Source organism: Lentisalinibacter salinarum, assembly GCF_040706555.1.
In the GTDB taxonomy this organism is placed as follows: Bacteria; Pseudomonadota; Gammaproteobacteria; order Steroidobacterales; family Woeseiaceae; genus Lentisalinibacter; species Lentisalinibacter salinarum.
The window spans coordinates 1093383-1115717 of sequence record NZ_JAPDRH010000002.1 but is presented as its reverse complement, the minus strand read 5'-3'; the positions used below and the strand labels follow the sequence as shown (position 1 = coordinate 1115717).

Genomic DNA, 22335 nt, shown 5'->3' with positions numbered 1-22335 from the left:
ATGCGCATAGCGGGTCAAGGCTGCCGGCGCATGATTTTCCGGTTAACCTGCGCGCTCCGGTGTCGCGACAATTGCGATCATTGCGACCCTCGGATACCGGGCACACGCGCAACGGGAGGAGACATGCTCGAGACCGTCGAGATCGAAACCGGCAGCGAGCCGGCAGGCGCCGTCATCTGGCTGCACGGGCTGGGGGCCGACGGCCACGACTTCGAGCCGGTGGTGCCGGAGTTGCGCCTGCCGCAGGACCTGGCGCTGCACTTCGTCTTCCCCCACGCTCCCGTCCGGCCGGTGACCATCAATGCCGGCATGCGCATGCGCGCCTGGTACGACATCGTCGCCATCGACCGCCGGGCCCGGCAGGACGAGGAGGGCATCCGCGAGAGCGCCGCCGGCACCGTGGAGCTGATCGAGCGGGAGAAGGAACGGGGCATCCCCGCCGCGCGCATCGTACTGGCCGGCTTCTCCCAGGGCGGAGCCATCGCCATCCACACGGCGCTGCGCTATCCGGAGCGCCTCGCCGGCCTGATCGCGCTTTCCACCTGGATGCCACTGGGCGAGACGCTGGCCGCCGAGGGCAGCGCCGCCAACCGGGACCTGCCGGTGTTCATGGCCCACGGCCGCCAGGACCCGATGGTACCGGTTGCGCTCGGCGAACAGACCCGCGAGGCCCTCGGCGCCGCCGGCTATCCCCTCGAGTGGCAGACCTACGACATGCCGCATGCCGTCTGCCCGGCGGAGATCGCGGATATCTCCGCATGGCTGCAGGAGCGCTTCAGGCAAGCCGAAAGCTGACCCGGGTCTCGCCGGTGGCCTCGCCGTCGGGATCGAAACGCCGCTCGACGAACTCGGCGCTGCCGTCGGCGCGGAACACGAGCACCGTGGAGCAGCGGGTGCCGTAGGTCGGCGTGAGGATGAACGGCGCGGACAGTACCCGGCGGACGGCCGGATCCAGCCCAGGGTCCGCCTCGCCGTCCTCGCCCGCGGGTCGGGTGTCGGCCAGTATCTCCAGGATGTCGTCCGGCTCGCTGCGCCCCGCCTCGAGCCGGGCGCTCAGGCGCTCCCGGGTGACGACCAACTTCGGCCACGGCGTGTCGAGCAGGGCGTTGCTCACGCCGTGGATGCCGGGTTCGAGCTCCCGGCTCACCGCTCCCCGGTTGGTGTGGTAGCGCAGCGTCGCCGCATCGCCGAACAGGAGGTTGAAGCCGGCGTAGCGCTGCTCCTCGCGTTCCAGTCGGGAGGCGAACCCGTCGGCCGATTTGTCGCCCGCCAGCCAGTCGGTGAGCAGCAGGCCCCGGGAGACCTCGCCGCCCCGGGGCGAGCCTTCCCGGAAGTTGGTAACGACGCCGAAACGCCCGCTGCGGGTGACGCCGAGCCAGGTGCCCCCGGCCTCGAGGTCACGGCCGGCCAGCAATCCGGGTTGCTCCGGCCACCAGTCGGCGGGTTCGGCGGGGCGGGCGTGGAACTCGTCCCGATTGCCGGCCAGGATCAGCGGCAGCTCCGGGTGCATACGCCAGGCGGCGACGATGAGACACATGTCAGGCGACGTCGCTGCCGCCATCCTCCTCGAGCCAGTCGTCGACGAGCCGGCGGGCGATGGACAGGCGCGGCGGCAGCTTCGGCCAGCCTGCGCGGATTTCGTGGCGGGTGAACCAGCGGGCATCCTCCAGTTCGCCGTCGTTCAGCACGATGTCGCCGGATTCTGCGGCGGCACGGAATCCCAGCATCAGCGCGGAGGGGAAGGGCCACGGCTGGGAAGACTCGTAGCGCACCTCGGCCAGCCGCACGTTGGTCTCCTCGAAGACCTCCCGGCGCACGGCCTCCTCCAGGCTCTCGCCCGGCTCGACGAAGCCGGCAATGGTCGAGTAACGACCTTCCGGCCAGGTGGGCTGGCGGCCCAGCAGGCAACGCTCGCCGGCTTCCACCAGCACGATGATGGCGGGGTCCACCCGCGGGAAGATGCGCCGGCCGCATTCCGGCCCGGTACAGATCCGTGCGTAGCCGCCGGCATCGGGCTCCGTGGCCGCGCCGCAGTGCCCGCAGTGCCGCTGGGCCTGGTGCCAGAGGATCATGGCGCGGGCATGCGCCATCAGGCTGGCCTCGTCCGCCGGCAGGATGCCGCCGAGGGTGCGCAGGTCCCGGTACGCCACGCCGCCGGCGGCCGGCAGCACCGGCTCGTCCACTTCCAGCGCGAAGGCCGGTGCATCACGGAAGACGCCCAGGAACACCAGGTCTTCAAGACGGGGCTCCAGGGGCAGATCCGCGTAACGGAGCAGCCAGGCGCGGCCGTCGGCCTCGGCCGCAGGGCAGCGGCCCTGCCAGACCGGCACGAAGACGGTGCCCGGCCGGGTCAGCGCGTCGCGCTGCCAGTCCTTGTCCACCCGCCGCTCGCCGGCCCGGTCGACATAGGCGCCGGCGAAGGTGTTGTGGGACAGGGTCGCCGTCATGAGCCCGCCGTCAGACGAGGGCGTCGGCGCTGACCAGGAGTCCGTCCTCGTCGGCATAGAGATGGTGGCCGGGCTCGAACGCGACGCCGGCGAAGGCCACGGTCACGTCCCGCTCGCCCCGCCCGAGCTTGCGGCTCTTCAGCGGCATGGTCGCGAGCGCACGCACGCCGATGTCGATGGCGGCGATGTCGGCGGAATCCCGGATGCAGCCGTTCACCACCACGCCGGCCCAGCTGTTGTCGGCCGCCAGCGCGGCGAGCTGATCGCCCAGCAGCGCGCAACGCATGGAGGCGGCGCCGTCCACCACCAGCACCCGGCCGTCCCCGGGCTCCTCCAGGGCCGAGCGCACCAGCACGTTGTCCTCGAAGACGCGCAGCGTCGTGATCGGCCCGCCGAACGCGGGCCGGCCGCCGAAGCGTCGGAAGATCGGGTCGGCGATATACACGCGATCCGCGTGCTGGTCACAAAGGTCTGCTGTCTTTATCGTCATCTCGGCACGTTACGGATCAGACGGTCGGGCCGGTCCGCGCGGACCGGCCCGACNNNNCCCGACCGCTGACTTTATCAGCTCTGCTTCTGCAGGAGGTCGCGGATCTCGGCGAGAAGCCTCTCCTGGGCGGGGGGCTCCGGCGGCGCGGCTGCCGGCGCTTCCACTTCCTTCTTCTTCATGCGGTTCATGGCACGAACCACCATGAAGATGGCGAACGCCACGATGACGAAATCGAGCAGCGTGTTGATGAACACGCCGTACTTGATGAGCGGCGCACCGGCCGCCTCGGCCGCCAGCAGCGACTCGAACTCGCCGGGACCGAGATTGACGTAGAGATTGGAGAAATCGACACCCCCCATCAGCAGTCCGATAGGCGGCATGATGACGTCGCTGACCAGAGAACTGACAATCTTGCCGAAGGCGGCGCCGATGACAATACCCACCGCCATATCGACGACATTGCCACGCATGGCAAATTTCTTGAATTCATCGAGCACGGTCATACCCCTTCTATTCTGCATTGTGCAGCTTGTGTTGTTGTTATCGCTTATCGCGCCGGGCGTGCCGGCACAGGGCCATTCTACTCCGGTCGGGACGATTTGCCGGGCTCAACTGCGCGCGAAGGTGCCGTGTCCCGGCCGCCGGCTGCGCCCCGTGCGGATCTCGCAGGCCGGACACTGATGGAAGTTCAGGCCGTAGCGGTCGTGGAGATAATCGAGGCCGCAGTCGTTGCAGCGCGTGAGGCCCAGCTCGCCGTCGCCGCTGAGCGCCTGGAGGAGGTTCCAGGCCCACTCGAAGCTGAACAGGCAGCGGGGATGCAGCAGCTGGTAGGTCTCGTACGAGCGACACGCCCTGTGGCCGTATTCGACGTCGGGGCGCTGCCAGCGGGCGTAGACCCCGTCGCCGGCGAGCTGGAGCAGCCCGCCCTGTACGAACAGGTAGGTGAGCGTGGTCGCCTCGAGCTGGTGCACGGCGTTGCGGACGAACGGCACGGTCTGGCGGGGCGACTTCCCGCGCCGGCGCCGCACGCCGCCGCGGCCAGCCGGGAAGTAGCGGCTGTAGATCTTGCGGATCCGGTCGTGGGACAGCCCGGTGCACAGACTGATGGTCTGGGTGCGGGCCTCGTGGCCTATCATGCGTAGCGCCAGTTCGAAGCGCAGCCGCTCGGTTTCATAGCGATTCCGGGTTACCTCCATCCATTTGCCCTCCATTTATGTAATTTTTCGAACATATATGACATCATTTTTTCGTTAGGATCACAAATGAGAAAAATAGACCAATATGGTCAATAAGTCATAGATGTGGCAAACAGGGGTGGGACATGAATTACAAGGCACTGGAAGACAACGATCTGCGGCATCTCGCCGCTATCAACCGCAGCTATCTCGAGTTCCTCGGCAGTAACGACCGGCACGCAGCGCGGCAGCTGGAGCGCCTGGAGCCCACGGCACGGGAGATGCTGCGGCGGCTCACGCCCGCGCACAGGGCCGAGGCTGCCAGCAGCCCGTTCCTGCTCTGCAGCGTCCGTGCGGTGGACGTCGGCGGCGGAGCGGATCCGGGCACCTTCGAGCTGTTCCGCGGGGCTGCGCCCAGCGTGGAACTGGTGCTCTACATGAGCCTGTCGCTGCTCCGGCGGCTTGCCTGGCGGCGGCCCTTCGCGGCGCGCCTGCTCGGCGGAGTGGACGCGGCCTGGTGCGACGAACTCGCCGGCCTGGACGAACCGGCGCTCGCGGCCGTCGCCCATGCCCAGGCAGCCCGGCTGCGGCCGGTGCATGCGTCCGTGGCCGGCTTCTGGCCCGAGCTGCTGCGCTGCGCGGAGCTGGTGCCGCTGCGTCGCCGTGCCGTGCGGGCGGCCGGACTGCAGCTGCAGCAGCGCCTGCCTGCCACGCTGCCGCTCAGGGCCGCGGCCTCCCGCCTGCAGGCAGCGCGCCGGCGCTTCGGCTGACCGGCCGCCGGCAGGCGTCGGGTAAGTCTCCCGGTCAGACTATCTCGGCTCGGTAGTAATGCCACAGCAGGCGCGCGGCCACCGCCCGGCGCGGCCGCCAGCGCTCGCCGCCGGCCGCGAGTGCCGCCGTGTCCGCTTCCGGCAGCAGCCGCTCGATGGCCCGTTCCAGCGCGAGATCCCCGGGCGGCCAGACGTCGCGCCGGCGCATGGCGGCCATGACGTAGGCGCCGGCCGTCCAGGGACCGATGCCGGGCAGCGCGGTCAGTGCGGCGATTGCCTCGTCGTTCCCGGCGCGCGCCAGCGCCGCGAACGACAGGCGTCGGCTCTGCACCGCCTCGCCCAGCGCGTGGCAGTAGCGGGCCTTCTGCCGGGTCATGCCGAGGCGATGCAGCCGCTCCGGGCCCGCCGCCACCAGGCGCCGCGCCGAGATGCCGCCCAGCTCGCCGCGGATGCGGCGGTACAGCGTCGCCGCCGCGGTCAGCGACACCTGCTGTTCCAGGATGATACGCACGAGCGTCTCGATGCCCTCCGGCCGGCGCCAGAAGGCCGGGATACCGTGGCGGCGGAGCACGGGCCGGAACTCGGGCGCGGCCCGGGCCAGCGCCCGCACCTCCCGGGGAAATTCGGCCGTGTCGATGCGCTGGTCCATGCGGCGCTTCCTCATAGGTTCTACAATGGCGCGTTATGCGTGCACTCAGTATCAGGGACCTCAGGAAGGTCTATCCCAACGGCGTGGAGGCGCTGAAGGGCATCAATTTCGAGGTGGAGGAGGGCGACTTCTATGCGCTCCTCGGGCCGAACGGCGCCGGCAAGACGACGGCCATCGGCATCATCACCTCGCTGGTGAACAAGACCAGCGGCGAGGTCCGTATCTACGGCCACAGTATCGACGACGAATTGGAACAGGCAAAGGCCTGCCTGGGCCTCGTGCCCCAGGAGACCAACCTGAACCTGTTCGAGAAGGTCCTGAACACGGTCGTGAACCAGGGCGGCTACTACGGACTGCCCCGCAAGCTTGCCTACGAGCGCGCCGAGCGCTACCTCACCGAGCTGAAGCTCTGGGACCGGCGTAACGACATCGCGCGCAACCTCTCCGGCGGCATGAAGCGCCGGCTGATGATCGCCCGTGCGCTGGTGCACGAGCCGAAGCTGCTGATCCTCGATGAGCCCACCGCGGGCGTCGACATCGAGATTCGCCGCTCGATGTGGACCTTCCTGCAGAAGATCAACGCCGAGGGCACGACCATCATCCTCACCACCCATTACCTGGAAGAGGCCGAGAGCCTGTGCCGGCACGTCGCCATCATCGACGAGGGCCGCATCATCGAGGATGCCAGCATGGCCGACGTGCTGCGCAAGCTGAACCGGGAGGTGTTCGTGCTGACGCCCGCCGAGCCGCTGGACGCCGCGCCCCGGCTCGAGCCGTACGAGCTCACGCTCCGCCCGGACGGCGACCTGGAGGTGATGCTCGAGAAGCGCCAGAGCCTGAACGACGTCTTCGCCGCCCTCTCGGATGCGGGCGTGCGCGTGGTCAGCATGCGCAACAAGGCCAACCGGCTGGAGGAGCTGTTCATGGGCCTGGTGGAGAACAAGGGCGCGGCGGCCGAGATGAAGGCAGCGGCGCGGGCCGCGGCGGCGGAGGCCTGAGCATGGACCTGCGTGCCAACTGGGTCGGTCTCCGGACCATCGTGTACAAGGAATTCACGCGCGTGATGCGCATCTGGGTGCAGACCATCGTGCCGCCGGCCATCACGATGACGCTGTATTTCATCATCTTCGGCACGCTCATCGGCAAGCGCATCGGCGCGATGGACGGCTACAACTACATGCAGTACATCGCGCCGGGGCTGATCATGATGTCGGTGATCACCAACTCCTACGGCAACGTGGTGTCCTCGTTCTTCGGCGCCAAGTTCGGCCGCCACATCGAGGAGATGCTGGTCTCGCCCATGTCGAACGCCACGATCATCCTGGGCCATGTGGCCGGCGGCGTCGTGCGCGGGCTCATGGTGGGTGCGCTGGTCTCGATCATCGCGCTGGCCTTCACGCGGCTGACGGTGCAGCATCCGTTCGTCACCTTCTCCATGGTGGTACTCACGTCGGTGGTGTTCTCGCTGGCGGGATTCATCAACGCCGTCTTCGCGAAGAAGTTCGACGACATCTCGATCATTCCCACCTTCGTCCTGACGCCGCTCACCTATCTTGGCGGCGTGTTCTACTCCATCTCGCTGCTGCCCGAGTTCTGGCAGAAGGTCTCCCTGGCCAACCCCATCCTGTACATGGTGAACGCCTTCCGCTACGGGGTACTCGGCGCCTCGGACATTCCCATCGGCATCGCCTACCTCATCGTCTGCGGCTTCGTCGTACTGCTGTTCACCGTGAGCCTCGTGCTGATGAACCGGGGCGTGGGCATCCGGGAGTAGGGCCGTGTGCGGACGATTCGCGTTCTATTCCGCCCGCGAGGCCATGGCCGCGGTGTTCGGCGTGGAGGATCCGCCGCCGCTCGAGCCCCGCTACAACATCGCGCCCACCCAGCACGTGCCGGTCATCCGCGCAGGCGAGGACGGCGGGCGGTACGCGGCCATGCTGCGCTGGGGACTGGTGCCGTTCTGGGCGAAGGACACGAAGATCGCCAATCGGCTCATAAACGCCCGTGCCGAGACCGCCGCCGACAAGCCCGCCTTTCGCGCGGCCTGGAGCCGTCGCCGCTGCCTCGTGCCCGCAGACGGCTTCTATGAGTGGCGAGCAGGCTCCGACGGCAAGACGCCCTGGTTCGTTTCGGCGGCGGCCGGCGAGCCCTTCGCCATGGCCGGACTGTGGGAGCACTGGGAACCGAAGGCCGGCGCGGACGACGAAGCCGAGGGCCCGCTGGAGACCTTTACCATCCTGACGACGGCGCCCACCGACGTCATGGCCCGGCTGCACGACCGCATGCCGCTGGTGCTCGGCCCCGAGCGCTCGGCTGCGTGGCTCGCGGGCGAAGATCCGGCAGGCGACGGCGATTCTCTGGCCGACCCGGCCGTGGCGCTGCGCGCCTGGCCGGTCAGCCGCCGCGTGAACAGCCCGCGCAACGAGGATGCGTCGCTGGTGGAGCCCGCCGGCGACGAGCGCCTGAACGAGACCGGATCAGGCTGAGATCGCCCGCTCGAGGTCGGCCAGCAGGTCGTCCGGATGCTCCAGGCCCACCGAGAGGCGCAGCAGGTCGTCCGGTGTCAGCGTCCCGGGTCCCTCCACAGGCGCGCGATGCTCGATCAGGCTCTCGACGCCGCCGAGGCTGGTCGCCTGCGTGAACAGCCGCGTGCGTCCTGCGACCGCCTTGGCCTGCTCGGCGCCGCCGGCCATACGGATGGACAGCATGGCGCCCAGCGGCAGCGGGCTTCCCGGTTCGGCGTCCGCGAGGCTCTGGCGGACAGCGAGGGCATGGCCGGGATGCTGCGGCAGCCCCGGGTAGAGCACCCCGCTCACCGCCTCGTGATCGGCGAGCGCCTCGGCGATGCGCAGGGCCCCTGCTGACTGGCCGCGCACCCGGACGGCCAGCGTTGCGAGGCTGCGCAGCAGCAGCCAGCAGTCGAAGGGCGAGGGACTCGCCCCCGCGACGCGCTGATGGCGGCGCACCGCCTCCATCACCGGTCCGTGCCGCCCGATCACCACCCCGCCCATGAGATCGCTGTGGCCGCCCAGGTATTTGGTCGTGCTGTGCATCACGAGGTCGGCGCCGAGGGCCAGCGGCTGCTGGAGCACCGGCGTGGCCAGCGTGTTGTCGCACGCGAGCAGCGCGCCGGCCGCGTGGGCGCTCTCGGCGATGGCGCGCACGTCGCTCACCCGCAGCAGCGGGTTCGAGGGTGTCTCCAGCCAGACCACTTCGGTGCGTCCCGTGATGGCTGCACGTAGCGACTGCAGGTCGGAGGTGTCGACGAAACGGGTGACGATGCCCCAGCGCGGTGCGAGCTCGGTCAGCTGCTGGCGCGTCCCCCAGTAGGCGTCCTCGGTGCAGACGATCTCGCTGCCTTCGGGCAGGGCGGAAAAAACCGCGAACGAGGCGGCGGAGCCGGAGGCGAAGGCCACCGCGGCGTCGCCGCCCTCAAGCGCGGCGAGTGCGGCCTCGGCCTGCAGCCGGTTCGGGGAGTCGTCGCGGATGTAGGAGAGCCCGGCCGGATTCCCGCGCCGGAAGGTGGTGGCCGGCTGCCAGCCGGTGACCGAGGCGCCCGTGGCCGGGTCGGGTTCCCGGCCTGCATGGATGCCCAGCGTCTCCAGGTGCAGCAGCCGGTCGCGCTCGCTGTGGTCATGGCCGTCGCTCAACTGCCCGGCTCCCGCAGTTCCTGCAGCGAGGCCACCAGCGTGCCGGGCCCGCCATGCACGCCGATGGCGGTGCCGAGCTCCGTGACCCAGGACTGCTCCACCCGGTCGAGCCGGGCCTCCAGCCGGCGGCGCAGCTCCTCGGCCTCCTCGCCGCACTGGGCGTGGGCCACGGCCAGGCGGTATCGCCGGCCGGGTGCCACGCGTCTGGCGACGTAGCGGACGAACTTCGGCAGCCGGTTCGCGCGGCCGAAGATCACGCCGCCCGAGGTCACCTGGCCGTCGGGAGTCGTTCGCAGCACCGGGTTGAGGTTCAGCCACTCGGCGACGATCTTGCGCGAACGGGGCACGCGGCCGCCGCGCACGGCGTAACGCAGGTCCTGCACCAGCCCGAAGCTCCAGGTATGGGCGACGGCCCACTCGGTCTCGGCCACCACCGCCGCGGCGTCCAGGCCGGCCCGCGCGCACTCGGCCGCATGGATGGCGACCAGGCCCTGGCCGAGCGAGACGTTCAGGCTGTCGACGACGTGGATGCGGCCGTCGGCGCGCACTCGCTCGGCGGCGGAGCGTGCCGCCTCCAGGGTGCCGCTCACCTTGCCCGTCAGGCTCACCGAGACCACGTCGGGGAAATGGCTGGCGAGGAACTGGTACTGCCGGCGGAAGTCGCCCGGCGCCGGCTGGGACGTGGTGGGGTGCACCGGGTTCGTCTTCAGCTCCTCGAAGAACTCGTCCGGCGTGATGCTCACCTTGTCCAGGTAACCCTGGTTGCCAAAGCTGATCCGCATGGGCACCACGTGGATGTCGAGGCGTTCCATCTCCTCCTCGGGGATGTCGGCCGCGCTGTCGGTGATCACTGCCACCTTCACGCCCGCGCCGTGTGTGGCGTGCTGCTGGCGGTGCATGTCGTCGGCCTTCTCGGCGGAGACTGCGCCGTAGCCGGCGGCGACGCGGAATACCTCCTCCGGCTCGTTCACGTGGATGTGGATCTTGGCCTTGCGGCGGGTGCCGGCCAACACCAGGCTCGCGCCCAGCGCCGACAGCTGCTCCCTCAGCTTGCGCCGGTCGATCTCCTCGCCGGTCACCATGCACTCGGTGCAGTAGCGATAGTCGAGATCGCTGTCTTCCCCGGCGGTGGCGCTGAACTCGTCGACGCTGGAGATGAAATCCGCCTCGTCCAGGTCCACGATCTTGCCGTCGCGGACGTAGTCCAGCATGCCCGCCACCATCTCCACGAAACCCTGGGCGCCCGCGTCGACGACGCCGGCCTTGCGCAGCGCCTCCAGCTGGTGGGTGGTCTCGGCCAGCGCCTTGCGCGCGGCTTCCAGGCCGCTGCCGAGCAGGCTCGGGAAATCGATCTTCGGCATGTGACCGAGCTGCTCGCGCAGTCTCGACGCGAACGCGGCGACGACGGACAGGATGGTGCCCTCCCGGGGTTCGGAGAGGGCGTCCCTGGCGTACTCGGAGCCCACCGTCACCGCCCGGGCGAAGGCTTCCGGCGTGATGCGGGGCACCTCGACGGCCGCGTCGCTCACGCCCTGGAAGAACTGCGCGAGTATCGCCCCGGAGTTGCCCCGGGCGCCGTCCAGCATGGCGTCGGCCACGCGGATGAGTACCCGGTTGGCCGGCAGCTGCTCGGCACCCTGCAGAGCGCCGCGCACGGCCGATAGCGTGAGCGCGAGGTTGGTGCCGGTGTCGCCGTCCGCCACCGGGAACACGTTGATGCGGTTCAGCAGGTCCTGATTCTCCAGCACCCGGTGCACACCAGCGCTGAGCGCGAGGCTCAGGTGCCTGCCGTCCAGATACTCCACCGCCGCCGCGTCGCCCGCTCCGTTCACGCCGTCCTCCCTAGTCGCGGGGGAGCAGGAAGCGGCGGCCGTTGTGCTCCAGCACGACCCCGTTCCGGACGATGGAGGCCACCCGCGGCCCTTCGGTGAGGTCGTCGCCCTCCCGGTACTTCGTCGTGTTGACGTAGACGAAGCGACCCCGCGGCTGCTCGCTCCAGACGTGGATATCCAGATGCAGGTCGGGCAGGCCGGTATCGCCCCGCACCCTGAGTTCGTCCAGGGTGGGCAGGGCCAGCGCCTCTGCCTCGCCGCCCGCGCCGGCTCCGGCGCGTGAGGTCGCTGCGGCCGCTGGCGGCTGCAGGGCGACGTCCCGGTCGGGCGATGCCGGTTCGGCGCGGGCGGATCGGTCAACGGCGGGAGGATCAGTGGCCGATGGATTGTCGGTCGACGCCGCGGCCCGCTGCGGCGCCTCGTCGGTGGTTCCATACCCCGTTTCCGGTGGCGTGGCGTTCAGTCTCTCGGTCCGCGTCCGGTCGACCAGGGCGGCGAGTTCTGGCGCCACTCTCTCGGGCACGGTTGCCGGCCGGGTCTCCGCGGGCCCTGCAGCCGGCGTGTCCGTGGCCGCGTCGGCGGTCGGCTCCGCCCCCGGCCGCAGCAGCACCGCGAGCAGGACGATCACGTTCACGGCGAGGAGCCCCAGCAGCCACCAGATCCAGGCGGGTGCGCCGGGCGCCTCGCGCGCCACCGGCACGTCGGCCACGCCGAGTCCGCGCTGGCCCTGGCGCTCGTTCTCCGATTTCTTCAGTGCGTCGAGTATGAAGGACATGGCATCCGCCCCTGCGTCATCCGCTGACCGTGAGGCGCGGCGTCTGTGCCAAGCCGAGGTCGGAGTTGATCAGGATCTGGGTCTGCTGGCCGGCAATGCCGTCCACCTGCAGGCGCTGGCTGCGCTGATATTCGCGCAGGCGCTGCTCGAGATCGCGGTCGAAGTAGTCGGAATCCTCGTCGCCGAACGGCCGCCCCTGGATCTCGCTCAGGCTGCGCCGCAGCCAGCGCACGCCGTCGCCGCGCATGCCGTACTGATAAGCCACGACGTCGCCGAAGGGCGGCCGCCACAGCAGCACGAAATCGCCGTACCAGTAGTCGCCGATCTCGGACAACGGCAATTCGTAGCGCTGTCCGCCGAGCAGGATCACACCGGTCTCGTCGTTCAGCGACGCCAGCACCACCCGGTGATCGGCCGCGTCCTCGTCGGTGAGGGTGAGTATGGCCGGGCGGTCGAACTGGCGCAGCGTGTTCCACGTGCCGCGCTGGAACAGGCACTGCAGGCCCTGTCGCCCGGCCTGGTCGCAGGCGGCGCCGGCCTCCGGGTCGTAGCCGGCCGTCCAGATGTCGAACAGGGTCGCGAAGGCGCGGACGCTGTCCGTCGCTTCGGGATTGTCGCGCAGGATAGCTGCCAGCGAAGGGTCGGGCTCGTTGTCCACCCCGGCCTCCGCGCCGACAGCCGGGCCGGATTCGCCGGCGGGCGTTCCCTCGTCCGGCGACGGCTGCGATGCCGTCGCCGGGCGCGGCTGTGACGAGGCCTCCGCCGCGGCGATCGGCGACGGGGCGGCGCCCGCGGGTCCGGCGGCGGCACCGGGCGGTCCGATCATGCGGACCACCGGACGGGCCGGAGGCTGGTCATCCGTCGGCGCCAGATAATACCAGGCGCTGAAAGCCAGGGTGGCGAGTGCGGCAGTGCCCGCGAGCGGCAGCAGCCACCGCTGCCAGAACGGGTTCTCCCGCTGGCCCGAGATCTCCGCCGCAGCGCGCCGGACCAGGGTCTTGTCCACCTGCCGGCGCTCGCGGCTGTAGGCGCCGAGCAGCGAGCGGTCGCAGATGACGTTCACCAGCCGCGGCACCCCGCCGGAGAGCCGGTACACCTCCCGCTTGGCCGCGGGCGTGAACAGGTCGGTGACGGCGCCGGCCACCTTCAGGCGGTGCTCGATATAGCGGACGGTCTCGTTCCGGTCCAGCGGTTCCAGGTGATAGCGGGCGGTGATGCGCTGGGCGAGCTGGCGCAGATCGTTGCGGGCCAGCAGCTCGCGCAGTTCCGGCTGGCCGATCAGGATGATCTGCAGCAGCTTCTGCCGGGTGGTTTCCAGATTGGTGAGCAGCCGCACCTGCTCGAGTACCTCCGCCGCCAGGTTCTGGGCCTCGTCCACCACCAGGATGGTGCGGCGGTCCTCGGCGTGGGCGGCCAGCAGGTGCTCGTTCAGCGCGTCCACCAGCGCGCGCAGGCTGTCACGCTCTTCCGGCTGCGGTATGCCGAGCTCCCGGCAGATGGCCACCAGGAACTCCCGGGCGGTGAGCTGGGGGTTGAGTACCACGGCCACCTCGGTGCGCTTCGGCAGCTTCTGCAGGAGGCTGCGCACCAGCGTCGTCTTGCCGGTGCCCACCTCGCCGGTCAGCTGGATGAAGCCGTCGCTCTCGGTGACGCCATAGACCAGATGAGCGAGCGCCTCCGAGTGACGCTCGCTCATGAACAGATAACGCGGATCGGGCGTTATCGTGAACGGCTTTTCCGTGAGTCCGAAGAAGCTCGTATACATGGTCCTGCCATATCAGGTCCGGCCAGCCATTCTAACCCAAGCCCCGACATCTATATGCTGCAGATGCCATCGCCGATACACAGGCGATACGCAGGCGATACGCATCCCGCTCACTCCCGGTCCATGCTGCGGGCCCGGCTGAGCGCGGCGCTGCCGAAGCGCTCGCGTATGCGGTCCACGGTCTGGTCCAGCCCGCTGCCGCCGCCGTCGCTGGCGGTGTCGAACAGGTCGAGCTGTTCGGCGGCGGTCAGTTCCGCTCCGCCCACGCCGAGCAGCCGTATGCTGCGGCCGGGGTACTCGTCCCGCCACGCCGCGAGGAGCTCCCGCGCCGTCTCGAACAACGACCGGGTGGCGTTGCCCGGGGGGTGCAGCCGGGTCTGGCGGGTATAGGTGGTGAAGTCCGCGGCACGGATCTTCACCTGCACCGTGCCGGCGACCAGCCGCTTCGCCCGGAGGCGCGCGCCGGTCCGTTCGGCGAGCCGCAGCAGCCGGCGCTCCTGCTCCTCGATGGATTCAAGGTCCTGGTCGAAGGTCTGCTCGGCGCTGATGGACTTCTCCGGGCGGTGCACCACCACCGGCCGATCGTCGATGCCGGCGGCCCGCTCCTGCGCGCGCCCGGTATAGCGTCCGAACACCGGTCGCAGGGTCTCGGCGGCGGCCGTGCGCAGATCGGCAATGCTGCGCACGCCGAGGGCGTGCAGCCGCGCGAGCGTCTGGCGGCCGATGCCCGGCAGGGTCTCCACCGGGAGGGGGTCCAGCGTCTCGCGCAGGTTCCCGGGCGTCACCAGTACGAGTCCATCCGGCTTGTCGAGGTCCGAGGCGATCTTGGCTACCAGCTTGTTGGGCGCGATGCCGACCGACGCGCACAGTTCGGTCTCGGCGCGGATGTCGTCCTTGACGGCGTGGGCGATCTCCATGGCGCTGCCGAAGAGATTCAGGCTGCCGGTGACGTCGAGGAAGGCCTCGTCCAGGGACAGGCCTTCCACCACCGGCGTGTAGCGGCGGAAGATGCCGAAGATCTGGCGGGATACCGCCTGGTAGTGCTCCATGCGTCCCTTCACGCAGATCGCCTCCGGGCAGCGGCGCAGCGCCTCCCGCGTGGGCATGGCGGAGCGGATACCGTAGCGCCGTGCCTCGTAGCTCGCCGCGGCCACCACGCCGCGTGCCGAGCTGCCGCCGACGATGACTGGCAGGCCGCGGAGCTCGGGCCGGTCGCGCTGTTCCACGGAGGCATAGAAGGCGTCCATGTCGACGTGGAGGATCCAGCGCTGGCGCTCGCCGTATTCGTATTCGTTCATGGCCGGCGCGGCGACGCGTCCTCAGCTGGCCCGATGGATGATGAAGTCGGCCAGCCAGCGCAGTGGCTCGGCCGCCTCGCCGAAGTGGTCGAGCGCCGCCGTGCCCGCCGCGTAGAGCTCGTCGCAACGGCGCTTGGCCTCATCGAGGCCGAACAGGCCGGGCCAGGTGGCCTTGTCGTGGCTGGCGTCGGCCCCGGCGGTCTTGCCGATCACCTCCGTCTCCCCCTCCACGTCCAGGATGTCGTCGCGGATCTGGAAGGCAAGGCCCAGGCACTCGGCGAAAGTGGCCAGCGCGTGGCGTGCCTCGTCGCTCGTGTCGACCGCCAGCAGTGGCGGGGTCAGGATGGAAGCGGCGATCAGCCGGCCGGTCTTCAGCCGGAACATGTGCTCGAGCGAGTCCCGGTCCAGTCGCCGGCCCTCGGACTCGAGGTCGATGGCCTGGCCGCCCGTCATTCCCAGCGATCCGCAGGCCCGGGTGAACAGCTCGATCACGGCCAGCTGCGCCGCCGGGCCGGCCGGCGGCGGCGGCGCCTCGGCCAGCACCTGGAATGCCAGCGGCTGCAGCGCGTCGGCGGCGAGGATGGCGGTGGCCTCGTCGTAGCGCCGGTGCACCGTGGGTTTGCCGCGGCGCAGGTCGTCGTCGTCCATGGCGGGCAGGTCGTCGTGGACCAGCGAGAACGCGTGCAGGAATTCGATGGCCATGGCCGGCGGGTCCAGGTGGCGGACGTCCACACCCAGCACCTCGCCGCTGGCATAGACGAGCAGCGGCCGGATGCGCTTGCCGCCGTTCAGCGTCGCATAGCGCATGGCTTCGTGCAGGCGCAACGGCAGCCGGTCGGCTGCGGGCAGGGTACGATCCATGGCGGCGTCCACCCGTGCCGTGTAGCTGTCCATGCGGTCGGCGAAAGTCATGGTTCTCGGTGGCTCCCGATTGCGTCGGTCCGGCGCGGGCCGGCATTCGCGTCGGCCGAAGCCTACACCGAAACCGGCGCCGATGCCTGGACGCCCCGTGGGCCTTTATCACGCCGGTTCGCGCTGTCGGGCGCCGGCCGGCCATGGGATAATCACGGCAGATTCCCTGACGGTCTTTCTCCATGCGGGCCACCGCCGTAGCGCACCCCAACATCGCCCTGGTGAAATACTGGGGCAAGCAGGACAGCCGGCGCAATCTGCCGGCGGTCGGCTCCCTGTCGATCACCCTGGACCGACTGCGTACCCGCACCCGGGTGGCCTTCGACGACAGACTGGACGCCGACCTCGTCGTACTCGACGGTGAGAACGGCGGCCCGGCCGGCGAGCGGGTGGCCGCCTGCCTGAACCGCTTCCGGGAGCGCACTGGCGTCCGTCCTTTCGCGCGGGTGGAGAGCGAGAGCAACTTCCCCGTGGCCGCCGGTCTGGCATCGTCCGCCTCCGGTTTCGCCGCGCTGGTGGCCGCCGCGGATGCCGCCGCCGGCACCGGCCTCGACACGGCGGTTCTGGCACGGCTCGCGGGCGCCGCCTCCGGCTCCGCCGCCCGCTCGCTTTATGGCGGCTTCGTCCGGCTGGACCGGCCGCGTGCCGGCGAGACGGACATCTCGGTGACGCCGCTGGCCGACGCGAAGGACTGGCCCCTCGAGGTGGTGATCGCCGTGACGGATCCGGGGCCGAAGCCGGTAGGCTCCACCGCGGCGATGCTGGCGAGCGAAACCACCTCGCCGTATTACGGCGCGTGGGTCGCGGCGCAGGAGCACGATCTCGACGAGGCCGCTGCCGCGGTCGCCGGGCGCGACTTCGAGCGCCTCGCCGCGGTATCCGAATACAGCTCCCTGAAGATGCACGCACTCACGCTCTCGTCCCGGCCGGGCATCCTCTACTGGAAGCCCGCCACGCTGGCCTGCCTGCACGCCGTGCGCGAACTGCGCGAGGCCGGCCACGGCGCGTTCTTCACCGTGGATGCGGGTCCGCAGGTGAAGGCAGTGTGCCTGCCGGAGGCAGCCGAAGCGGTTGCGACGGTGCTGACCGCGGTGCCCGGCGTCACCGGCCTCCTGCGGGCCGGGCTCGGCGGAGCGCCGGAAATCACGGAGTCCGGGTGAGCGGCGCCGACGCCCCGGGCAAGCTGGTGCTCACCGGCGAGTACGCGGTGCTGGACGGCGCGCCCGCCGTCGTGATGGCCGTCGACCGCCGCGCGCACGTCACGGTCGAGCCGGCGGCGGCCTGCCGGGTGCAGGCGCTCGGTCCCGGGATCGCGCCGGCGTCATTCACCCTCGCCGGCGACGGAACGCTCGACTGGCAGGCGGACCCCGCGGCCGAAGACTACCGCCTGCTCGGCGCGGTCATGGAAACGCTGGCGCAGGACGGGCCGCTGCCCACGAACCGGCCGTTCGCCCTGCGGCTCGATACCTCAGCGTTCTACAGCGGCGCCGACAAGCTCGGCCTCGGCTCCAGCGCTGCGCTGACCGTCGCGTTGACCGCGGCGCTGTGCGGGCACTTCGGCAGGACGTTCGAGGACTCTCTGGCCTGCGAGGCGCACCGGCGGCTGCAGGGTGGCGAAGGCAGCGGGCTGGACATCGCCGCTTCCATCGCGGGCGGGCTGATCCGTTTCGTCGTCGGCGATCCTCCTTCGGTGGAGCGGCTGCGCTGGCCCGACGGGCTGGAGGCGCTGTTCGTCTGGACCGGCCGTTCGTCCGAAACCACGCCGCGGGTGCGTCGCTACCGTGACTGGCGCCGCTCGCGGGCGGCCGCCGGACGTGCCGACCGCCTGGTCCGGAGTGCGGCGGAAGCGGCCGACGCCTGGCAGGCCGGCGACACGCAGGCCGTCCTCGACGCCACCGCCGCCTGGGCCCGCGCCCTCGACGGCCTCGGCGAGGCGGCCGGCATCGACATCGGCGGCGGCGGGCACGCGGAACTCGCCCGGCTGGCTGACGGGGCCGGCGTTGTGTATAAACCGAGTGGCGCGGGCGGCGGCGACCTGGGTCTGGCACTCGCCGGCGACCGACGGCAACTGCAGTCGTTCCGCGCGGCAGCGGACCGCGCCGGTTTCCGACCGCTGCCACTCCGCCCGGACGACGGCGGCCTCGCCACGGTAGAATGACCGGCCCGGACACCCCATGAACGACCAGCCAGGAAATACCAAGAGCTCCCGCGTGCCCGGGCTGTACCGGCTCAATGTCGCCGAACGCCGCCGGCGCCTGGCCGACATGCAGATCATCACCCAGGACGATGTGCGCCTGCTGGAGAGCATGCGGGGCGGGCTCACGCCGGAAGCGGCCGACCGCATGATCGAGAACGTGATCGGCGTGGCCGGTCTGCCGCTCGCCATCGCGCCCAACTTCCTGATCGGCGGCCGCGAGGTGGTGGTGCCGATGGCAGTCGAAGAACCCTCCATCGTGGCGGCGCTGTCCTCGGCGGCAAGGCTCGTGCGGGAGTCCGGCGGATTCGCGGTGCAGGCGGAGGAACCGCTGCTGGCGGGACAGCTGCACATCGTCGGCCTGGACGACGCCGATGCCGCCGTCGCGAAACTTCGCGCGGCCGAGGCCGAGATCATCGAGCGGGCCAACAGCCTGCAGCCGAACATGGTGGCGCGTGGCGGCGGCGTCCGCGGCATCGGGCTGCGCGCACTGAGCCTCCCGGACGGGCGGCCGCTGGTCGTGCTGCACCTCGACGCCGACACGCGCGACGCCATGGGCGCCAACCAGGTGAACACGCTGTGCGAGGGCGTGGCGGCGCTGGTGGAATCGATCACCGGCGGCCGCGTACACCTGCGCATACTCTCCAATCTCACCGACGGCGCGCTGGTGACCGCGACCTGCCGCATACCGGTCGAGCGCCTCGGCGAGCGGGGCGAGGAGGTGCGCGACGCCATTGTCCTGGCGAACGACATCGCCCTCGTCGATCCCTACCGGGCGGCCACTCACAACAAGGGCATCATGAACGGGGTGGACCCGGTGGCGATTGCCACGGGCAACGACTGGCGCGCCATCGAGGCGGCGGCCCACGCCTGGGCCTGCCGGGACGGCAGTTATCGGGCCCTGACCCGCTGGCAGACCGACGAGGAGGGCGCTCTCTCAGGCGAGCTGACCCTGCCGCTGAAGACCGGCATCGTCGGCGGCACGCTGAGCGCCAATCCGGTGGCGCGTTTCGCATTGCGCCTGCTCGACGTGCACACGGCGAAGGAACTCTCCGGCATCCTCTGCGCGGTGGGCCTGGCCCAGAATCTCTCGGCGCTGAAAGCGCTTGCCACCGACGGCATCCAGCGTGGGCACATGACGCTGCACGCGCGCAGCGTCGTCTCGGCGGCGGGGGCGCCGCCGGAGCACTTCGACCGGGTGGTGAACGAGCTCGTGGCCAGCGGCGAGATCAAACCGTGGAAAGCGAGCGAGCTCATCCACGCCGTGGCCGAGGAGACGCGGGAGCAGGAAGAGGCCTTCCTGGCGGAGGCCAGCAGCGGGGCCGGCAAGGTGATCCTGCTGGGCGAGCATGCCGTGGTCTACGGCCGGCATGCGCTGGCCGCGCCGCTGCCGCTGGCGGTGCATGCGGTGGCCCGGGAGAAAGGCGATGCGCTGCGCCTGCGCGTGCCCGAATGGGACGTGGACCGCGCGATCGACCCCGATGCACCGGACGACAACCTGCTCGATGCCTGTCTGCGGCTGGCGGTGCGCGAACTCGGCGTGGCCGGCCGGGGCATCGACATCATGCTGCGGCCCCACCTGCCGCCGGCCATGGGGCTGGGCGGTTCGGCCGCGATCGCCGTGGCCGTCGTACGGGCGCTGGACCGCTGTTTCGGCCTCGGCCTGGACGATGCCGCGGTGAACGCGCTGGCTTTCGAATGCGAGAAGCTCGCACACGGCACGCCCTCGGGGGTGGACAATACGGTGGCCACGTATTCCCGCACGCTGCTCTACCGCCGCGAGCCGGCAGTGAACCGGTTCGTCGACACGGGCGATCTGCCGCTCGTGGTGGCGATGAGCGAGGTGCGCAGCCTCACCTCGGACATGGTGTCCCGCGTGCGCGCCGGCTACGAGCGGGATCGCGAACGCTACACCCGGCTGTTCGACGAGATCGACCAGCTCACGCTGGAGTCGGTGGGCGCGCTGGAGCGCGGCCAGCCCGAGGAACTCGGCTACCGCATGGACATCTGCCAGGGCATCCTGAATGCACTGGGCGTCTCCGCGCCGGTGCTCGAGAAGATGATCGGCATCGCACGGGACGCAGGCGCGCACGGCGCCAAGCTCACCGGCGCCGGCGGCGGCGGCTCCATAGTGGCCTTCTGCCCCGATGGCACCGGCCCGGTGGCCGAGGCGCTGGAGAATGCCGGCTTCCGCACGCTGCAGCTGCACGGCGACCGGGGTGAAGCATGACGGAGCAGGCCCACGACGTCGTCTCCGACGATTCCGAGTCGCTGATTCTCGTCGACGGGGACGACAACGCGCTGGGCACCCTGTCCAAGGCGCGCTGTCACGACGGCGACGGCGTGCTGCACCGGGCGTTCTCGCTGTTCGTCTTCGACACCGCCGGGCGGCTGCTGCTGCAGCGCCGCGCCGGGGACAAGCGCCTGTGGCCCGGCTACTGGTCGAACAGCTGCTGCAGCCATCCGCGGGCGGGCGAGGCGATGGAGGAGGCGGTGCACCGGCGCCTGGCCCAGGAGCTGGGCATCGCGGCCGAGCTCGATTTTGTCTACAAGTTCGTCTACCAGGCCCGCTACGGCGACGCCGGGTCGGAACACGAGCTCTGCTGGGTGTACGCCGGCGTCACGTCGGAGCCTGTGCGGGCCAACGAGACGGAAGTGGCGGAATGGCGGTTCGTGGATCCGGATACGCTCACGGCGGAACTCGCCGGGCACCCCGAGCGCTACACGCCCTGGTTCCGCATGGAGTGGGAGCGGCTGACCGGCGAGCACGCCGGCACGCTGGCACGGATCCTGGAGCGGCTGGGAGCGGCCGCTCAGCCGACGTAGCGGTAGTACTCGATGCCGAGATCCTGGAACTGGCGGTCTTCCCGGTTGCCCACCCGCTCGATGATGAACTCGTCGTTCGGCAGGTAGTCGAGCCCCTGAACCCTGCGCCCGTCATGGAGTGCTTCGTATTGGGCCTGGCTCAGGTCCAGCGCGGGTTCCAGGCACCGGCGGAAGCCGATGCGGGCCGTAGCCTCGCGCCAGGTCTCGCACATCGTGATCGGTATCACCTCGGCCGCATCGCCGCTGCCGTAGCCGAGCGTCAGGATCTCCTCGCCGGTGAGGTCGAGATCGCTGTCCATGGCCTCCTCGAAACCGGCGGCCATCCATGCCGGCAGAGCGGCGGTGTACAGGTTGCCGAGGTCGCGCATCGTCTCCGACCCCAGCACCAGCTTGTCGAGCACGATCTCCTGGTAGTCCGGTGTGCCGCGGAAGATGCGCAGCACCTCCATCGTGAGCGGATACGCCTCGATGTTCACGCCGCCCTCCGTGGCCAGTTCGGCCAGGGCCGGCTCGGCATGCAGTTCGGCCACGAGCTGGTCGGTGTCCACCTGCGCTTCCCGGCAGTAGCCGTCGAGGACGGCGCGCTCCTCCTCGCCGCCGTGGGCGAGCGCCCAGATCCACGCCGCTCCCCAGCCGGTTTCAGGCATGCGCCGATAGGGTCGGTGCATGAAGACGGCCTTCAGCGAGCGCAGGTAGGGAGCAGGGTTCAAGCCCCGTTTCTCGTACATGTCGGCGAGCGCCTGCAGCGTCTCGTCGAGATAACAGGTGGTCGAATACTTGCCGTTGAAGACGGGGAAGTCCTGCACCTGATGGGTCTCGCTGCGGTCCTGGCCACAGAAGCGCAGCATCGGCTTGCGGAAATCGATGTGCCGGTAATCGGAGGCCGAACCGGCCTGGGTCAGGTCCACCACGGCGAGCTTCGGATCCTCTTCCAGCAGCATCGCGACGGCGCCTGCGCCCTGGGTCTGCTCGCCGCTGGAACCGCGGGCGTACTCCGCGATATCCGCGCAGACGACAATGGCCTGGCTGCCCGCGCCGTCCAGCGCCAGGTGGCGGATGGCGCCCTTCATGCCGTACACGCCGCCGAGGCAGGCGTGCTTGAACTCCGGCACTTCGCAGCTGCGCGCTACCGGCGGCTTGCCCTGGGCGGCGAGGGCCTTGTCGACCATGCCCTTGACGATGATCGCGCCCGCCGAGTTGTCGGTGCTCGACTCCGTGCCGAGTCCGAGAAACTTCACCCTGCCGGGGTCGACGTCGTACTGGCGGATCAGCCGCAGCACGGCCGTGGCGGCCATGGTGTAGACGCTGTGGCGCTGGCCACGCATCCGGAAACTGCGCCCGACGACCTTGCTGATCTTCGGCCATGGCGCGCCCGTCCACTCACACCAGTCCTCCAGCCAGACGCGGTAAGGCGGGACATAAGCTGCGAGTCCACTGATTCCTATGGGTTTTTTTGTCATGGACTGATAGGTTTACACTTACGACTGTCAACTTGCCTTTACGGCATTTACTGCATTGTCGCGCTACCGCGCTCCGGACACAAGTCCCGGCG

At 70.1% G+C, this 22335-nt stretch carries 22 protein-coding genes; 9 read left to right on the top strand and 13 right to left on the bottom strand.

Translation table 11 applies throughout. From position 1 onward, the window contains the following. Positions 1-123: 123 nt before the first annotated feature. Positions 124-795, top strand: coding sequence for an alpha/beta hydrolase (locus ACJMKZ_RS08170; protein WP_405232694.1), 672 nt, complete (start codon positions 124-126; stop codon positions 793-795). Here ACJMKZ_RS08170 and ACJMKZ_RS08165 read toward each other — a convergent pair. From ACJMKZ_RS08165 to ACJMKZ_RS08145, 5 genes are all read right to left on the bottom strand, one after another. Next, positions 776-1561 carry an NRDE family protein gene (locus ACJMKZ_RS08165; RefSeq protein WP_405232693.1) on the bottom strand — a complete coding sequence of 262 codons (786 nt, stop codon included), beginning with the start codon at positions 1559-1561 and terminating at the stop codon, positions 776-778. The genes ACJMKZ_RS08170 and ACJMKZ_RS08165 overlap by 20 nt on opposite strands. Further along, complete coding sequence (gene nudC / locus ACJMKZ_RS08160) at positions 1539-2447, bottom strand: NAD(+) diphosphatase (protein ID WP_405232692.1); 909 nt, start codon at positions 2445-2447, stop codon at positions 1539-1541. Before nudC ends, ACJMKZ_RS08165 begins: the two co-directional genes overlap by 23 nt. A 10-nt stretch (positions 2448-2457) precedes the next feature. Next, positions 2458-2937, bottom strand: coding sequence for a ribonuclease E activity regulator RraA (gene rraA / locus ACJMKZ_RS08155; RefSeq protein WP_405232691.1), 480 nt, complete (start codon positions 2935-2937; stop codon positions 2458-2460). 74 nt (positions 2938-3011) lie between these two features. After that, positions 3012-3440, bottom strand: coding sequence for a large-conductance mechanosensitive channel protein MscL (mscL, locus tag ACJMKZ_RS08150; RefSeq protein WP_405232690.1), 429 nt, complete (start codon positions 3438-3440; stop codon positions 3012-3014). 105 nt (positions 3441-3545) lie between these two features. Beyond that, on the bottom strand, positions 3546-4133 hold the full coding sequence (locus tag ACJMKZ_RS08145; protein ID WP_405232689.1) for a hypothetical protein: 588 nt from the start codon (positions 4131-4133) through the stop codon (positions 3546-3548). Positions 4134-4258: 125 nt separating this feature from the next. Here ACJMKZ_RS08145 and ACJMKZ_RS08140 point away from each other — a divergent pair, with 125 nt between their 5' ends. Beyond that, positions 4259-4882 (top strand): hypothetical protein, encoded by a 624-nt coding sequence (locus tag ACJMKZ_RS08140; protein WP_405232688.1) that lies wholly within the window; start codon positions 4259-4261, stop codon positions 4880-4882. A gap of 34 nt (positions 4883-4916) precedes the next feature. On the opposite strand, the gene ACJMKZ_RS08135 is transcribed toward ACJMKZ_RS08140, so the two are convergent. After that, on the bottom strand, positions 4917-5531 hold the full coding sequence (locus ACJMKZ_RS08135; RefSeq protein WP_405232687.1) for a DNA-3-methyladenine glycosylase family protein: 615 nt from the start codon (positions 5529-5531) through the stop codon (positions 4917-4919). 35 nt (positions 5532-5566) lie between these two features. Here ACJMKZ_RS08135 and ACJMKZ_RS08130 point away from each other — a divergent pair, with 35 nt between their 5' ends. Genes ACJMKZ_RS08130 through ACJMKZ_RS08120 form a run of 3 tightly spaced genes read left to right on the top strand, consistent with a single transcriptional unit; the run spans position 5567 to position 8017 of the window. After that, positions 5567-6529, top strand: a complete 963-nt coding sequence (locus tag ACJMKZ_RS08130; RefSeq protein WP_405232686.1) for an ABC transporter ATP-binding protein — start codon at positions 5567-5569, stop codon at positions 6527-6529. Between the two features lie 2 nt (positions 6530-6531). Continuing rightward, on the top strand, positions 6532-7305 hold the full coding sequence (locus ACJMKZ_RS08125; RefSeq protein WP_405232685.1) for an ABC transporter permease: 774 nt from the start codon (positions 6532-6534) through the stop codon (positions 7303-7305). 4 nt (positions 7306-7309) lie between these two features. Further along, on the top strand, positions 7310-8017 hold the full coding sequence (locus ACJMKZ_RS08120) for an SOS response-associated peptidase (protein ID WP_405232684.1): 708 nt from the start codon (positions 7310-7312) through the stop codon (positions 8015-8017). Here the strand turns inward: ACJMKZ_RS08120 and ACJMKZ_RS08115 are convergent. The 6 genes from ACJMKZ_RS08115 to ACJMKZ_RS08090 form a co-directional block, all read right to left on the bottom strand. Next, on the bottom strand, positions 8009-9181 hold the full coding sequence (locus ACJMKZ_RS08115) for a trans-sulfuration enzyme family protein (RefSeq protein WP_405232683.1): 1173 nt from the start codon (positions 9179-9181) through the stop codon (positions 8009-8011). The genes ACJMKZ_RS08120 and ACJMKZ_RS08115 overlap by 9 nt on opposite strands. After that, a complete protein-coding gene (locus tag ACJMKZ_RS08110) occupies positions 9178-11013 on the bottom strand; it encodes a DegV family protein (RefSeq protein ID WP_405232682.1) in 1836 nt (611 codons plus the stop codon). The genes ACJMKZ_RS08115 and ACJMKZ_RS08110 overlap by 4 nt, the downstream gene beginning before the upstream one ends. A gap of 10 nt (positions 11014-11023) precedes the next feature. Further along, positions 11024-11788, bottom strand: coding sequence for a general secretion pathway protein GspB (locus ACJMKZ_RS08105; protein WP_405232681.1), 765 nt, complete (start codon positions 11786-11788; stop codon positions 11024-11026). Between the two features lie 16 nt (positions 11789-11804). Beyond that, the gene (locus ACJMKZ_RS08100) at positions 11805-13553 is read right to left on the bottom strand and encodes an ExeA family protein (RefSeq protein WP_405232680.1); all 1749 of its coding nucleotides are present in this window, start codon (positions 13551-13553) and stop codon (positions 11805-11807) included. 110 nt (positions 13554-13663) lie between these two features. Next, positions 13664-14851, bottom strand: coding sequence for a DNA polymerase IV (locus ACJMKZ_RS08095; RefSeq protein WP_405232679.1), 1188 nt, complete (start codon positions 14849-14851; stop codon positions 13664-13666). 21 nt (positions 14852-14872) lie between these two features. Next, complete coding sequence (locus ACJMKZ_RS08090; protein ID WP_405232678.1) at positions 14873-15763, bottom strand: polyprenyl synthetase family protein; 891 nt, start codon at positions 15761-15763, stop codon at positions 14873-14875. A gap of 182 nt (positions 15764-15945) precedes the next feature. Between ACJMKZ_RS08090 and mvaD the strand changes: the two genes are divergently transcribed. From mvaD to idi, 4 genes are read left to right on the top strand one after another with little or no spacing between them, the layout of a single operon-like run. Further along, positions 15946-16923, top strand: a complete 978-nt coding sequence (gene mvaD / locus ACJMKZ_RS08085; protein ID WP_405232677.1) for a diphosphomevalonate decarboxylase — start codon at positions 15946-15948, stop codon at positions 16921-16923. Further along, positions 16920-17921 carry a mevalonate kinase family protein gene (locus ACJMKZ_RS08080; RefSeq protein WP_405232676.1) on the top strand — a complete coding sequence of 334 codons (1002 nt, stop codon included), beginning with the start codon at positions 16920-16922 and terminating at the stop codon, positions 17919-17921. The genes mvaD and ACJMKZ_RS08080 overlap by 4 nt, the downstream gene beginning before the upstream one ends. Positions 17922-17937: 16 nt before the next feature. Continuing rightward, the gene (locus tag ACJMKZ_RS08075; protein WP_405232675.1) at positions 17938-20187 is read left to right on the top strand and encodes a hydroxymethylglutaryl-CoA reductase, degradative; all 2250 of its coding nucleotides are present in this window, start codon (positions 17938-17940) and stop codon (positions 20185-20187) included. Then, on the top strand, positions 20184-20783 hold the full coding sequence (gene idi, locus ACJMKZ_RS08070) for an isopentenyl-diphosphate Delta-isomerase (protein ID WP_405232674.1): 600 nt from the start codon (positions 20184-20186) through the stop codon (positions 20781-20783). Before ACJMKZ_RS08075 ends, idi begins: the two co-directional genes overlap by 4 nt. Here idi and ACJMKZ_RS08065 read toward each other — a convergent pair. After that, positions 20771-22243, bottom strand: a complete 1473-nt coding sequence (locus tag ACJMKZ_RS08065; protein ID WP_405232673.1) for a hydroxymethylglutaryl-CoA synthase — start codon at positions 22241-22243, stop codon at positions 20771-20773. The two genes, idi and ACJMKZ_RS08065, sit on opposite strands and share 13 nt — an antisense overlap. Positions 22244-22335 lie beyond the last annotated feature (92 nt).

Excerpts from the sequence above, each read along its gene's own strand:
- ACJMKZ_RS08170 (WP_405232694.1), top strand. The coding sequence starts at position 124 with ATGCTCGAGACCGTCGAGATCGAAACCGGCAGCGAGCCGGCAGGCGCC.
- ACJMKZ_RS08165 (WP_405232693.1), bottom strand. The coding sequence starts at position 1,561 with ATGGCGGCAGCGACGTCGCCTGACATGTGTCTCATCGTCGCCGCCTGG.
- nudC (WP_405232692.1), bottom strand. The coding sequence starts at position 2,447 with ATGACGGCGACCCTGTCCCACAACACCTTCGCCGGCGCCTATGTCGAC.
- rraA (WP_405232691.1), bottom strand. The coding sequence starts at position 2,937 with ATGACGATAAAGACAGCAGACCTTTGTGACCAGCACGCGGATCGCGTG.
- mscL (WP_405232690.1), bottom strand. The coding sequence starts at position 3,440 with ATGACCGTGCTCGATGAATTCAAGAAATTTGCCATGCGTGGCAATGTC.
- ACJMKZ_RS08145 (WP_405232689.1), bottom strand. The coding sequence starts at position 4,133 with ATGGAGGTAACCCGGAATCGCTATGAAACCGAGCGGCTGCGCTTCGAA.
- ACJMKZ_RS08140 (WP_405232688.1), top strand. The coding sequence starts at position 4,259 with ATGAATTACAAGGCACTGGAAGACAACGATCTGCGGCATCTCGCCGCT.
- ACJMKZ_RS08135 (WP_405232687.1), bottom strand. The coding sequence starts at position 5,531 with ATGGACCAGCGCATCGACACGGCCGAATTTCCCCGGGAGGTGCGGGCG.
- ACJMKZ_RS08130 (WP_405232686.1), top strand. The coding sequence starts at position 5,567 with ATGCGTGCACTCAGTATCAGGGACCTCAGGAAGGTCTATCCCAACGGC.
- ACJMKZ_RS08125 (WP_405232685.1), top strand. The coding sequence starts at position 6,532 with ATGGACCTGCGTGCCAACTGGGTCGGTCTCCGGACCATCGTGTACAAG.
- ACJMKZ_RS08105 (WP_405232681.1), bottom strand. The coding sequence starts at position 11,788 with ATGTCCTTCATACTCGACGCACTGAAGAAATCGGAGAACGAGCGCCAG.
- ACJMKZ_RS08100 (WP_405232680.1), bottom strand. The coding sequence starts at position 13,553 with ATGTATACGAGCTTCTTCGGACTCACGGAAAAGCCGTTCACGATAACG.
- ACJMKZ_RS08095 (WP_405232679.1), bottom strand. The coding sequence starts at position 14,851 with ATGAACGAATACGAATACGGCGAGCGCCAGCGCTGGATCCTCCACGTC.
- ACJMKZ_RS08090 (WP_405232678.1), bottom strand. The coding sequence starts at position 15,763 with ATGACTTTCGCCGACCGCATGGACAGCTACACGGCACGGGTGGACGCC.
- mvaD (WP_405232677.1), top strand. The coding sequence starts at position 15,946 with ATGCGGGCCACCGCCGTAGCGCACCCCAACATCGCCCTGGTGAAATAC.
- ACJMKZ_RS08075 (WP_405232675.1), top strand. The coding sequence starts at position 17,938 with ATGAACGACCAGCCAGGAAATACCAAGAGCTCCCGCGTGCCCGGGCTG.
- idi (WP_405232674.1), top strand. The coding sequence starts at position 20,184 with ATGACGGAGCAGGCCCACGACGTCGTCTCCGACGATTCCGAGTCGCTG.
- ACJMKZ_RS08065 (WP_405232673.1), bottom strand. The coding sequence starts at position 22,243 with ATGACAAAAAAACCCATAGGAATCAGTGGACTCGCAGCTTATGTCCCG.